The sequence below is a fragment of the Dyadobacter sp. HNCC25DJ184 genome (assembly GCF_056895215.1).
Genome location: NZ_JBXHAQ010000026.1, coordinates 1 through 13,599, shown reverse-complemented (window position 1 = coordinate 13,599; position 13,599 = coordinate 1). Strand labels below are relative to the sequence as shown.

Genomic DNA, 13,599 nt, shown 5'->3' with positions numbered 1-13,599 from the left:
TTTTGATTGATTCATTTAGTAAGTTCAATTAATTGGGCATCCACATCATCCGGATCCAGCGATGGACTATCCCTGCCTGCTTTGCCCATCACGCTTGTAAACAGGTGCGGCATCACCAGAAGCACGGTAAGTGTTGATAGAAGCAGACCTCCTATAACAGCCTGTCCCAATGGAGCTACCTGCTCGCCGCCTTCTCCCATTCCGGAAGCCATCGGTACCATACCAGCAATCATGGCCAGTGTGGTCATCACGATTGGCCGCAGGCGCGAAGAAGCTGCGGCAAGCCCCGCCTGCCGGGCCTGAATACCCAGGGTCAGTCTATTGTATTCGGCCTGGTTTATCAAAAGCACCGCATTGGAAACCGACACGCCCACCGACATAATAATGCCCATGTAAGATTGTAAATTAAGTGTGCTCCCAAATAAAAGAAGCATCAGAATACTTCCGCCAATCACTGCCGGCACCACCGCAAGTATCAGCGCAGAGATTTTAAAGGACTGATAATACGCCGTAAGCATCAGGAAAATAACAACGACCGCGACCACCAGACCCGTCTGAAGTCCTGACATGGTCTCATCCAGCAGCTGCATAAGACCTTCGGTCGAAATGATCACGCCACGGGGCGCATCACCAGCATCCGCCAGCACTTTTCTGACCGCTGCGGATGCTCCGCCCAGATCTTTGTGATCTGTATTGGCCAGGATCGTCACATACCGGTTCGCTCCCTGACGATTCACCTGGCCTGCCTGCTTGACCATTTCCAGCGTGGCAACATCTTCCAGTACCGGACGCGGCTCACCTGCTTTAAGTGGTAATGAGCGCAGTTTGTCCAGCGAGCTCATATCCGATTCGGGAATCTGCACCTGGACCTGGAAAACAAGATCCGATTTGGGATCGACCCAAAGGTTTTTATTTGTAAAACGGGTGGATGATGTGGCAATCGCCAGGGCCCTGGAAACATCGTCCATGGTAAGCCCGAACTGGGATGCAAGTTGTCTGTTCACGTTGATTTTTACACTCGGATAATTGACTGGCTCAGCAATGCGTATATCCCGCAGAAAAGGTATTTTGCCCATCTCACTTTTCAGTTTCATCGCATACTGATTCGCCGCTTTCAACTGCCCCGCCGCTACTTTGATCTGTATCGGTGTCATAGCTCCCTGGCTCATGATCTTCTCGACCAGTTCCATGGGTTCAAAATTGATTTTCAACTCAGGCAACTGCTTTTTTACCTGATTTCTGATTTGCTCCTTCAAGCCGGCAATGGGCTCTTTGAAAATATTCTGATCAATGGATACCTGCAAAACAGCCTCATGCGATCCGCTTGTAAACAGGAAGATCGGATTAATGGCCGTGGCTGAAGGTTGAAGTCCCACAAAAGCAGAGCTTATTTTAATGGCATTTTCAGGAAGCTCATTCTTAATGATACCTGTCACTTTTTTAAGATATGCCTCAGTCATTTCAAGTCTGCTTCCCTCAGGGGCTACGATCCTGAGCTGGATATCACCGCTGTTACTGGCTGGCAGAATATCAGTACCGACTGTCAAAAAGGATCCCGTTACCATAACGACAACCAGAATTGCATAAACCATAATAACCGCTGTTGGTCTTGTTTGCAAGCGCCGGGTCAGCGATAAATAGTGGGTCTTGAAAGAGCCAAACCGTGCCCGCTTTGCTCCTCTTACCTTTTTATGGCTCTTTAAATTTTCCGGTTTCATCATCCAGTTGGCCATGATCGGCACAAAGGTTTGAGAAGCCACAAAGGATGCAATCATCGCAAAAGCAACAGCGAGCGACAGTGGCATGAACATATCTTTTGGAATACCGCTCATCATAAAAGAAGGGATCAGAACTGCCAGGATACATAACAGGATCAGAAGCTTTGGAACCGATATTTCCAGCAGTGCATCCAGAATAGCCCTTTTCTTGGGTTTATCCATTTCAAAATGCTGGTGAATATTTTCAATGGTTACCGTAGCTTCATCTACCAGAATACCGATAGCCAGCGCAAGTCCGCTCAAAGTCATCACATTGATCGTCTGCCCGAGCATATATAGCATGATCACCGCGGAGAGAATCGCGATCGGGATGGTCATCACCACGATCAGCGAACCGCGGGAATCACCCAGAAAAAGAAACACCATCAGTCCGGTCAGAAGGGCACCCAATATGCCTTCATGGATCAGATTTTCAAGCGAACGCTCGATATAACCCGACTGGTCAAAAACATATCGTATATCCACATCTTCCGGCAATGCCGCTTTAAGCATGGGTATGGCCGCTTTCAGGTTTTCCACCACTTTCAGCGTAGACGCATCTGCTTTTTTGATCACAGGCAAATACACTGAACGCTTTCCATTGATGATGGCATAACCCGTCGTGATGTCGGCTGCGTCTTCCACGCTGGCAATATCTTTTACATACACATTGGTTCCGGAACCTTTCCGGATTGGAATATCTAAAAACTCCTGCGGATCATTGGCAATCGAGTTAAGCGGGCTCATCAGATTCTGGTTGCCTATACGGATATTTCCCGCCGGGGCAGGAAAATTATTCTTTGCAATGGCTGTTGTCACCTCTTCCGCAGAAAGACCATAAGACTGCATAAGATCCGCATTGACCTTGACGACCATCGTTCTGATATTTCCTCCGAATGGCGCGGGGGCAGTTACGCCCGGAATGGAAACAAACATAGGCCTGATCTTGGTCAGAGCCATCGTTTGAAGTTCCGTGATCGATCTTTGCGGACTTTCAAAAACCAACTGTCCGATCGGGATTGAGCTGCCATCAAAACGCACCACCTGGGGAGGGACCGCGCCCGGCGGCAGAAACCCCATCGCCCTGGATACCTGCGTGGAAACCTCACCCGAGGCCTGCGCCATATCTGTACCAGGGTAAAAAGTAAGCTTCATAAGCGTAAATCCCTGAATACTTTTAAAATCTATATCCTTTACCCCGCTGACAAAAATCAGGACTTTCTGAAATTCATTGGCCATAAAACCATCCATGTAGGCTGGCGACAGCCCTCCATAGGGCATGGCAACGTATATCGCCGGAAGTTCGATGCTCGGGAAAATATCCACATTGATCTTTCTGATCGCAGTGAACGAAAAATAGGCAATACCAATAACAGCTACCATTATTGATAAAGGTCTTCGCAAAGCAAGCCTTATAAGGTTCATAGTATCTAATTAAATTGGTTTTGCAGATAGGAAAAATCGCCGGTTGCTTCTGATTCCACCAGAATCTGTTCCCACAGCTGCTGATGGGCATCTATATTGTTTTTTTCGGCCAATTGTAAAATAGACTGTATCTGTAACAATTGGGTAAGGCTGATCAGTCCGCTTTCGTATCTTGACATATACAGATCGTAAGCAAGCCGGGCATTTTTGACCGCTGCCGTAACGTTGACAATCTGCTTCTTTTGCCCCGCGATACGCTTGGTTACCGAACTCAGATTTGTTTCCATATCCAGTTTCTGCATGGCATAATTTGCCTGATCAGCCCTGACTTTCTGCACTATACGTTCCCTTTCAAGACTGCTGTTAAATGCGCCAGTAATATTAAAAGTTACGGCAAGACCGACCAGATAATTCGCAGACCCGTTGTTATAGCCTGCTGCCAGGCGGTTGTCGACGAGCCCATCTGGCGCAATGCCACTGCCTCTGAGGGCAAGTCCTCCGATTGCTGAAACCGTCGGAAGTGCCCGGCGACCCGCCAGTGCTGCCTGGGTCCGGCCATATTCGACAGTACTTTCCAGCACCTGCAAATACGGGTGATTCGCGCTAATTTGAATCTGGTCATCTCTGAAAGTCGCAGCATTTAAGTAGGGTCCATAAGCCAGCCCCTGCGCAGTATCGGCTTTCTGCGCAAGCGCTGTCAGCTCCGTCAGATCCGATCCAAGCTTTGCCGTCCACTGCTCCTGAGCAGAAAGTGTCTGCAGATACGATGAAAGCGCCAGAGAACTATCCGCCCCCGGTTTTAAGCCGGCTGCTGATAAACTTGCTGACAATTCGAAAATCTGTTTTGTCCGCGCTGCGTTTTCTAAGGCCCAGATCAAATTAACTTTACTGTTTAGTATATTCAGATACAGCTGTGTAGACCGGGCTCTGAGTTTCAGCTGCTGCGCATCCAGATCGCTTGTTGCACGCTCAATCCCCTGATCCGCAGCCTTCGTGGCCAATCTTTTCCTGCCGAATTCAAAAAATTTCCAGTCGGCCACTACCGAACCGAAGGTATTGAAAGCTGCCACAGGTTGTCCGGGCAGCGTGGAAGCCCTGCCATTGGTGTTGATCACGCCCGGCAATGGAAAAAAGGAGCCGCTGCTGCTCTTGTAGCTTCCCATAGAATTCTGGAGCTGCAATTGCACGGAGGGCAAAAAGTTATTATTTCTGGTAAGCTGCTTTACAACCCGGGACTCTTCCAGCTGCGCCTCTTTCAAATCGATCCCAGGGTAGTCCGAAAGAGTCATGTCCCAGATTTCGGAGAGTCTCAGACCGATTTGTGCATGCAAAGAAGAACTGACAAGCACCAGTAAAAGGCCTGACAGACAAAGCTTATGCCTTATCATATTTAATCTGTTTAAAATGTAACGACAACAGGCACGGGCTTAGACAACCCGGACATGCGTATTAAAATCAGAAAAAACAAAAAGGCTCAAATCAGAAGATATCTGTTTTTGATGTAGATAGGACTGCCGCTAACGGCAGGTAAAACTTTAAACAGATTTGCCAAAGGGACATGGTCGTCACCTGAAAATCCGTCAAAAATCAGCAGAAATGGTAAATAGGAAAGTAAAAAAATCGAAGCGGACGGCAGCGTGACAGTCTCTGATACAGTATGAAGATCCTGATCAGAATAGGCTGAGCTTTTTTGATAAGCACAGGGCTCATTTTCTAAAAGTTTTACTGAAACCGGTAATCCCTTATCAATTCTTTCCGATGTCTGCCCTGCTCCCGAATGATTTAAAAGCGCAATACTCAGCGTTTTCTTGATCTGACAGTTAGACAACAAAAACAAAGCAAAAAACAAAAAGATAACCGCCCTGACAGGCTTGCATCCCTTTATCTCATGCTTTTTATCGTATTGTTTCACTGTAAAAATTGATAATGCAAGACGAAAAAGTATCTGATTACACCGCCCGACCGTTTGCTTTAATCATATTAACGCAAACGATCGGTTTTTAGTGAATCAAAACAGTTTTTTATAGAAAAAATTCCTGAAAAACATGATCATTAATGAGCTGCTGGCTGCTGATCAAATTCTTTAATGTGCTCACCGATGTCAAATACGGGGATATGCGCCCCGACCAAAGAAGCGATCAACGAACTGCCGATCGCACTCCGGTATCCGCCCGCACAATGTACAGCAATCGGTTTATCAAGAGGTATTTCGTCAATCCTGCTTCTTAAATCAGCCAACGGAACCTGGATACTACTGCTGAAAATTTTATTCGCCGATACTTCCGAGGCGTTTCGTATATCAACAATCGTATACTGTTCCTGGTTTTTTTTAAAATTTTCCAGATCCAAGGGCTGCATGATTTGCTCTCCACTTGTTAACACAAAAGCTTCCCGGATTTTGGTTTCGTACCCGATGGATGCCGTGCGCCCTATAAGCCTCTCCAAAGTTTCTGTATCCTGTGCAGCCAGATAAAATTCCTCCGAAGGATCTATCATGCTTCCCAGCCAGGTCTCAAACTTGGCTGCATCCATGATATTAATCGATCCGGCCAGATGTCCCTCCTTAAAATCCTGCTGGCTGCGGCTGTCTACAATCCATATACCAGTTTCCAGCTGATTAGTTTTTGAATCCGAAACCTTTACCTGAGCGGTACTATCAACAAATCCGGATGCCCCTTTTTTATTCAATTCAACATCAAAAGGAAAATAGGCCGGGATAAAAGGCTGGTCAGATGTCAGTTCCTTTACAAAAGCCTCTTCGCTCATGGGTTGAAGTGACCAGTTTTCTGCCTTTTGCTCTCCCATCGTGCTGCTTGCCGCATCACTCAAAGCTTTTCCGCATAAAGTGCCAGCTCCATGCGCCGGATACAGGATCACATCATCAGGCAAAAGCATCAGTTTATCTCGAAGCGAATAATACATTTTGGCCGCCAACTTTTCTCTTTGCGCGTCCATGTTTCCGCCAGACTCTCTCAAATCCGGTCGGCCACAATCTCCAATGAACAGGGTGTCCCCGCTGAACAAATATTTGGGTTTACCATCATGCTCTAAAAGAACCGATATGCTGTCATCCGAATGGCCGGGCGTGTTGATGGCCTTCAAGACAATCTTTCCAAAGGCTATCGCATCTCCCTCATCGAAGGACGTCAGTTCATATTTAGCCTCGATTTTTTTACTCGCATAAACGGCAGCACCGGTCGTCTGAGCAATCTCCAGATGACTGCTCACAAAATCAGCATGGGAATGTGTTTCAATAACGGCGATAATCTTAGCATAATGCTCTTTTGCAAAATCATAATACGGCTCCGGGTTACGCCCCGGATCGATCAATACCACTTTTGATTCACACTCGCTCAGAATGGCATAACTGTAATGCGCCAGAAATTTATCTTCAAACTGTTGGATCTTCATAAAATACTCTTTTTAGCAATTAAGCTATTCCTTTTTGAATTTTATTCCAGTAAGGCCATGGAAGCACTTTGATCTTCAGACTCCACATACTATATCTTTCCTTAGCCTGATTAAAAGGGAAGGCTTCCATGGGATTGTTGTTGTAGTCGAATTCGGGAAGTTGGAGCCTAACATAGATTTTTAGCCAACCCACAAGAACCATACCCTATCCAAAGCGTTGCCTTGTCAAGATGAACCAGGTTTTTGACCAGTACAGGTGCCCTGGCAAGACCGATATCTTTTCACTTAGGTTATCTAAACACTAATCAATTCCATTGGCAGTAAAAAAATGATTAGAAAGCTACTTCACTGATGGTGTTAGCCACTTAGTGAGGTAGTTGATTCCTGAATTTGCCATAAACCCATGTACCTGTAATTGCACTCACCAAAGTGACGACGACAACAGTTGCGCCCATTCCGATCTGTGCAAACAACGGCCCCGGACAAGCACCGGTCAAACCCCAGCCCAGCCCGAACAGTAATCCTCCGTATATCTGTCCCTTATTAAACTTCTTATCTGAAAAAGCAATACGCTCCCCCGCAAGGGTTTTGATATCAAACCGCTTAATAAGCCAAACGGAAACCATCCCAACCACCACTGCACTGCCTATAATGCCATACATATGAAAAGATTGCAGCCGGAACATTTCCTGGATCCTGAACCAGCTTATCACTTCTGCCTTGACAAATAATACCCCAAAGAATATTCCTACCACAAGATATTTCAAATTGTAATACCATTTGTGCTGCTTTTCACTTTCATTAATACACATTGAATCCGTGGCCCGGATATCATGTTCGCTTTGTTTAATTGGGCTTGTTAATGAATATGACATATTTTTTTTAATCTTTTGTTTTGATAAAATGTGCAAAAAGAAAATTTTGAATTGTTTGAAAAGGGGTAATATGATCTGCGTAAAAATGGTTTTTCACCTCAAACGAATCTTTGAAGACGTCGGCCATTGTAGGCATATCGTATCTACATACAGGCAATCCGCTGCATTTCTCGGGACCGGACATTGAAAACGTTCCCAAAATCAGGTGGCCATTTGTTGTTATATTTTCAACAAGGCTTCTATATTTTTCTTTTTGCTGCGCTGTCGTCAAAAAATGAAAGGTGGCCCTATCGTGCCAGATCGTATAATTCGTTTCTGGTTTAAAATCCAGAATGTCCCTTACTAGCCAGGTAACTTTTTCCGCTTTCTCTCCTAATCTTATTTTAGCTCGTTGTATCGCTGCTTCCGAAATATCCAGAACTGTGATATTCGAATAACCTTCGTCTAACATATAATCTACGAGCATGCTTTCGCCTCCTCCAATATCGATTACCGGGCTGTTTTTGGGTGCCCGAGTATTCCGGATCATTCTAAGAGAATTCTCTGGTTTGAGCTCCGTCCAGCTTACCTGATAGGATGTTCTGGTGTTATAAACATCTTCCCAATGGGTTTTTAATTGTTTTTCCATTTGTTTAAAGCGTTAATATCAAAGGCAATATCCAATTAGCCATCGCAAATCCCCCAACCATAAAACAGAATGTTGCTACCAGCGAAGGCCATTGCAGTGTTGAAAGCCCCATGATCGCGTGCCCACTTGTGCACCCGCCCGCATAACGTGCCCCAAATCCTACCAGAAAACCACCACCGACCATCATGATCACTCCCGGAATTGTCATAAGCCTTTCCCAACTCACCAGATCAACCGGCACCAGCGATGAAAAATCTGTTATGCCATATACGCTTAATTCTTTTACCAGCGTTGGATTGAGCTGCATAGGTTCGGGATTGGCAAGAAATGTCACCGCTATTACCCCTCCTAAAAGGATACCCAGCACAAAAAACATATTCCACAACTCCTTTTTCCAATCGTATTGAAAAAACGGTATTTGCCCTGGGACACACATGGCGCAAACATGCCGGAGCGATGATGAAATCCCAAAGGATTTATTGCCCAATATCAAAAGTGCAGGCACGGTAAGCCCGATCAGCGGCCCGGCCACATACCAGGGCCAGGGCTGTCTTATTATTTCAAGCATAATTTTAAGAATGTCTCTATTGAATTTTTTGTCTAAGTTTATCCCAGGCTCCCCCGTTATAAACCTCTATTCCAGCCTTTTTCAAAACCTCTTCTGCAATCTCGCTGCGAGCTCCGCTCCGGCAGCAGGTAATCACTGGCTTTCCCTCTTTTTTCAAAAACGCAGATTTGGAGCCGATCGTATCAAGTGGCATATTAACGCTCCCATCAATGTGCCCGGTTGCAAATTCCTGCGCGCTGCGTACGTCAACGATAAGCGCGCCGTTATCAATAAGGCTTTTGAAGTCTGTTTTGTCATTTCCGAATAATGCCGATATAATACCCATAATCATCTTTTAAAGTAGTGTACTTGGACAAACATAATTGCTCACTTCAAACTTGCCTGATTCTTTTATTGCCTTAAACCCTCCTTTTACATCGATCAGGTTATCATAACCTCTTGCTTTCAAAATGGAATTAAAGATCATCGACCGGTAACCACCCGCACAGTGCACTGCGTATGTTTTGTTTTTATCGATCTGAGCCAGTTGATCATTGAGGTAATCAAGCGGGACATTTTCGGCACCAATCACATGTTCTGAATCAAATTCACTGGCTTTGCGAACATCCAGAACTATCAGGGAAGGATCATTTTTCAAACGCTCGCTCAAATGATCGGCATTCACCGATTCGATTTGATCTACTTCTTTACCAGCTGTGATCCAGGCACTTACTCCACCTTGCAAATACCCGATGGTATGGTCATAGCCAACGCGCGCAAGACGGGTCACCACTTCCTCCTCCCTACCCGGATCGGTCACCAATAATATTCTCTGCTTAATGTCCGGTACCAATGTTCCCACCCACGGCGCGAAACCTCCATTGATTCCTATGTTGATGGAATTGGGTATGAAACCTTTTGCAAAAATCTCAGCATCCCTGGTATCGATCATGACCGCGTCCGTTTCATTAGCCGCCGCTTCAAAAGCAGCCGGATCCAGCGCATGCGTTCCGCGTTCAAGTATCGTATCAATACTTTCATATCCCCTGATATTCATCATCACATTTTCAGGAAAATAAGCCGGGGGCGGCATCAGGCCATTGGTAACCTCTTTTACAAATTCCACTTTGGTCATATCAGCCCGCAACGCATAGTTGAACATTTTCTGGTTGCCCAGGGTGTCGGTGGTTTCCTTGCTCATATTTTTCCCACAGGCACTTCCTGCTCCGTGAGCCGGATACACGATAATATCATCAGGCAAAGGCATAATTTTCTCCCGTAAAGAATCAAAAAGGTGTTCTGCCAGTTTTTGCTGTGTTAAATCGGCTGATACTTTTTGCGCCAGGTCCGGGCGTCCTACATCACCAATAAAAAGCGTATCACCTGTGAAGATTCCGACTTCCTTGCCCTGCTCATCCTTTAAGAGATAACAGGTGCTTTCCATGGTGTGCCCAGGAGTATGTAGCACTTTAAGGGAAACATCTCCTACTTCAAGAACCTGACCGTCCTGGGCTACAAGTGCATCAAAGCCTGGTTTAGCTGTCGGCCCGAACACGATTTGTGCACCTGTTTTTTTGGCAAGGTCAATATGGCCTGATACAAAGTCAGCATGAAAATGTGTTTCGAGCACGTACTTTATTTTGGCTCCGTCTTTTTCAGCTCGGTTGATGTAAGGTTCAACCTCACGAAGTGGATCAATCACGACCGCCTCACCATTACTTTCGATATAATACGCGCCTTGTGAAAGGCAGCCAGTATATATTTGTTCGATTACCATATCTTGTAGTCTCAAAATTTGAAGTTCTATTTGAATTAACTATGCAAAGTTCGGCATGTCAGGGCAGCTGGTCAGTGATATTTGTCACGCACCAACAAAACATCAATAACATTTTTCCATTTAGGCAGAAACATTCCGGTTTGCAGGCTGTATTGTTTATAATCCGGATATGCAGTTAGAAGCATCCGCTCTTCATAGATGGATTTAAAATAAAAAAGCACGGCAAGCAGCACCACAATAATTAACTTACCGGTATGGCCGCGGTACAATCCATAACCAAACAGACCAGCTATGATGCCTGTGTAAAGCGGATGGCGGATAAAGTAGTAAATACCATTTGTGACCAGATGACCATCAGAACGAACTGACGGAAAAGGAGTCAGGCTTTTTCTTAGCTTAAATAACCCGGCCAGAAAAATACCTGTTCCAATGACAAGTAAAACTAGGCCAACCATCCTGATAATTTGATTTACTGTCGCATTTAAAAAAGACGGCACTGACATATAACCTATAAACATCACTACTTGAATGCCCACGAAAATCAGATCTTTCTTTTTTCTCCTGTACATCATACAGATAGTTTTTGTTTAACGCATGCAATTTATTTCAGATGCATTAGCTCGGTTGATATAATATAAACTCCCATTACCAGTACAAACCAGCCAAAACCTTTTTTCAGATAAGCAGCATTTAACCTTTTGGCGACTGCGCCTCCGATCAGGATCCCAGCCATGGAGATGGCGGTAATTTTTAGCAGAAATATCCAGTCAATCTCAAAATGACCCATATCGCCAGCAAAACCGATCAGCGAATTCAGCGCGATAATCAGAAGTGATGTGCCGACTGCTTCTTTCATTGGCATACCAAGGACTAGTACCAGGGTTGGAATCAAAAGAAATCCGCCGCCTGCACCAAGGATCCCGGTGGTCAGTCCGATTCCTACACCGCTCAGTAACATCCTGATTATATTGCCTTTTAAATCACATTCAAGGCACCCTGGTTTCCTTTCCCTACTTTTAATCATACCAACGGATGCAGCTACCATCAATACTGCGAAAAGAATCATCGTCACCAACGGTTCAGTAATCTGGAATCCTCCAATTTGAAAAAGATCTCTCGGGATCATCGGGATCAGAAATTTACGCGTTAGAAAAACCGTTGTGATCGATGTGCTCCCAAACAGTAGCGCAGTTTTAATTTTCACAGCACCTTTCCGGTAATTGTTATAAGCTCCGACAAGACTGGTCGACCCCACAATAAAAAGAGAATAAGATGTTGAAACGAGAGGACTAATCCCAAACAGGTATACCAGAACCGGAACGGTCAGTATGGATCCTCCTCCTCCGATCAAACCAAGTGAAACACCAATAAATACAGATGCTATATAAGCTGCAATTTCCATTTTAAATCAATTATGATACAAAGCTCAGAATCTTCGTCTGTCTGGAAAGTGATAAAAGTCACATATGAAAAAGAATATTATTGTGACCTTGACAAAAATGAAATTTGATAGAACGGACGGCGAGAAGGAAGCCCTTCAAAAGGCTTTGCAAGACGCCCAGCTCAAAATTGTTGCCCTGTAAACGATGATAACCCTGGCAGAGGGACAGTTCAAAATTGATATTCGAAAAAAGTCTGGCACCAAACAGTCCGAATAATGCACCAGGAGTTTAACATAGGCATTAAAACGCTCTGTGGTCTGTTTGGTAAAACCCTTCACGCCTACTACGACCAAGAATGGAATCTGAAAGCTCAAACAGCCGAGTATGCCATTGTTTTGAAGCTTGTTGAGCAGCAGCGTCGGTTAATGCCCTGAGCTGGGACACCAAAGATGCTTAGCCTGATTCAAAGCTCATTATCACAGCATAAGATTAAAATTGGTGTTAAAAAGCTGCATGATCTGTTAGCAGAATACGGGTTAACAGTTCGGCGAAAAAGGAGAAAAACTATAACCACTTTTTCGAAGCATTGGCTGAAAAAGTACTCGAATTTGATCAAGGAAGTCGATATTCAGTCGCCAGAGGAAGTTTGGCCGGGCCGCCGGGCGGTGGCAGACATAACCTATGTGGCGTTAAGAAATGGCTTCTCCTATCTGTCATTGATAACAGACGCCTACTCACGCAAAATTGTGGGCTATTGCTTACACCCGAACTTAGAGCATTGTGGCCCGCTCAAAGCGCTAAAAGATGCAATTGCTCAGCGCCAGTATCCGGAAAAGCAGATCATCCATCATCGCTCCGGCGACCCGGTCTGACAGGAATTCAGTACTGCTGTGGAGACTACATCAAATGTCTTCGAGAGGCTAATTTCATGATCAGCATGACCGAAAAGGGTGATCCTTACGAAAATGCGATAGCGGAAAGGGTAAATGGGATATTGAAGGACGAGTTCGAGCTGGATAAGGTCTTCGAATATCATCAGCAAGCATTGGTTGCCGTAAACCGGATTATCCCAATTTACAACAATCATAGGCCGCACGCTAGTTGCGATTTTCTAACTCCGGAAAAAGCCCACCAGTTAGATGTCATTTTGCGGAAACGTTGGAAGATATACAAGCGCGAGAGGAAACCAGATGAAAATCCACGATGAAACTGTAAAGTCGAAAATTCAAGCCTGTATAGCATAATCGACGTTTAAAAAAAAAGGTGTATAGTTAATCTGCTGTTAGTCTCAAAAAGTGTATAGCTATTCTGCGTAAAGACAGATCCAAATACAGCTTTTGTTTGTAGAGTTGCTGGCGTTAGGCAAGCGCTTGTCTACCTGTGGGTAAACGATAGCTTTTCAAGCTATAGCAAAAAATTAATTGAATCCGTGTTTAAGAATTGTAGTATTTGCTCAGGTTCCAATATCAACGTATCACCTGAACGGTTAGTTGTATAGGAAACCAGAAACTGACTGATCAATATATGGGCGATCAGACTGGCCCCACACGCTCCATCACGATGTAAGGGAACACTTGAATTGAAAATTTGATTATTTTCAAAAAACACGCCGTATTTCGCCATGTGAAAGAACTCCTCGGTTCCGCCATTTTTTTGCGCAAGAATCAGTGGGATTCATATTGACCGGCCTCAAAAAACTCGGTTACCATATACTATAAAAACGATTAGAATCAAGCAACTTCGATTCGACAAGAATACAAAAATGACTTTCGTCATAAATGACTGCGTATCTAGACC

13 protein-coding genes are annotated in these 13,599 nt (G+C 44.8%); 2 read left to right on the top strand and 11 right to left on the bottom strand.

Annotated elements, in window-relative coordinates; translation table 11 throughout:
• Positions 1–11 precede the first annotated feature (11 nt).
• The 11 genes from AC1XUD_RS25800 to AC1XUD_RS25750 all read right to left on the bottom strand — a co-directional run bounded on the left by AC1XUD_RS25800 (position 12) and on the right by AC1XUD_RS25750 (position 11,822).
• Positions 12–3,182, bottom strand: a complete 3,171-nt coding sequence (locus tag AC1XUD_RS25800) for an efflux RND transporter permease subunit (protein WP_483363935.1) — start codon at positions 3,180–3,182, stop codon at positions 12–14.
• A 5-nt stretch (positions 3,183–3,187) separates the two neighbouring features.
• On the bottom strand, positions 3,188–4,570 hold the full coding sequence (locus tag AC1XUD_RS25795; protein ID WP_483363934.1) for a TolC family protein: 1,383 nt from the start codon (positions 4,568–4,570) through the stop codon (positions 3,188–3,190).
• A gap of 86 nt (positions 4,571–4,656) precedes the next feature.
• Positions 4,657–5,094, bottom strand: coding sequence for a hypothetical protein (locus AC1XUD_RS25790; RefSeq protein WP_483363933.1), 438 nt, complete (start codon positions 5,092–5,094; stop codon positions 4,657–4,659).
• Between the two features lie 140 nt (positions 5,095–5,234).
• Positions 5,235–6,593, bottom strand: coding sequence for an MBL fold metallo-hydrolase (locus AC1XUD_RS25785; RefSeq protein ID WP_483363932.1), 1,359 nt, complete (start codon positions 6,591–6,593; stop codon positions 5,235–5,237).
• A gap of 365 nt (positions 6,594–6,958) precedes the next feature.
• Positions 6,959–7,405 (bottom strand): DUF6691 family protein, encoded by a 447-nt coding sequence (locus tag AC1XUD_RS25780; protein WP_483363963.1) that lies wholly within the window; start codon positions 7,403–7,405, stop codon positions 6,959–6,961.
• Between the two features lie 70 nt (positions 7,406–7,475).
• Positions 7,476–8,096 (bottom strand): class I SAM-dependent methyltransferase, encoded by a 621-nt coding sequence (locus AC1XUD_RS25775; RefSeq protein WP_483363931.1) that lies wholly within the window; start codon positions 8,094–8,096, stop codon positions 7,476–7,478.
• Between the two features lie 4 nt (positions 8,097–8,100).
• Positions 8,101–8,664 carry a YeeE/YedE family protein gene (locus tag AC1XUD_RS25770; RefSeq protein ID WP_483363930.1) on the bottom strand — a complete coding sequence of 188 codons (564 nt, stop codon included), beginning with the start codon at positions 8,662–8,664 and terminating at the stop codon, positions 8,101–8,103.
• Positions 8,665–8,680: 16 nt separating this feature from the next.
• Complete coding sequence (locus tag AC1XUD_RS25765; RefSeq protein ID WP_483363929.1) at positions 8,681–8,989, bottom strand: rhodanese-like domain-containing protein; 309 nt, start codon at positions 8,987–8,989, stop codon at positions 8,681–8,683.
• Between the two features lie 9 nt (positions 8,990–8,998).
• Positions 8,999–10,420 carry an MBL fold metallo-hydrolase gene (locus AC1XUD_RS25760; RefSeq protein WP_483363928.1) on the bottom strand — a complete coding sequence of 474 codons (1,422 nt, stop codon included), beginning with the start codon at positions 10,418–10,420 and terminating at the stop codon, positions 8,999–9,001.
• Positions 10,421–10,491: 71 nt separating this feature from the next.
• On the bottom strand, positions 10,492–10,992 hold the full coding sequence (locus AC1XUD_RS25755) for a methyltransferase family protein (RefSeq protein WP_483363927.1): 501 nt from the start codon (positions 10,990–10,992) through the stop codon (positions 10,492–10,494).
• A 29-nt stretch (positions 10,993–11,021) separates the two neighbouring features.
• A complete protein-coding gene (locus tag AC1XUD_RS25750) occupies positions 11,022–11,822 on the bottom strand; it encodes a sulfite exporter TauE/SafE family protein (RefSeq protein ID WP_483363926.1) in 801 nt (266 codons plus the stop codon).
• 429 nt (positions 11,823–12,251) lie between these two features.
• Here AC1XUD_RS25750 and AC1XUD_RS25745 point away from each other — a divergent pair, with 429 nt between their 5' ends.
• Positions 12,252–12,674: a transposase gene (locus AC1XUD_RS25745; protein ID WP_483363925.1), complete on the top strand. Its 423-nt coding sequence runs from the start codon at positions 12,252–12,254 to the stop codon at positions 12,672–12,674.
• A gap of 65 nt (positions 12,675–12,739) precedes the next feature.
• A complete protein-coding gene (locus AC1XUD_RS25740; RefSeq protein WP_483363924.1) occupies positions 12,740–13,009 on the top strand; it encodes an integrase core domain-containing protein in 270 nt (89 codons plus the stop codon).
• The last annotated feature ends 590 nt before the right edge of the window (positions 13,010–13,599 follow it).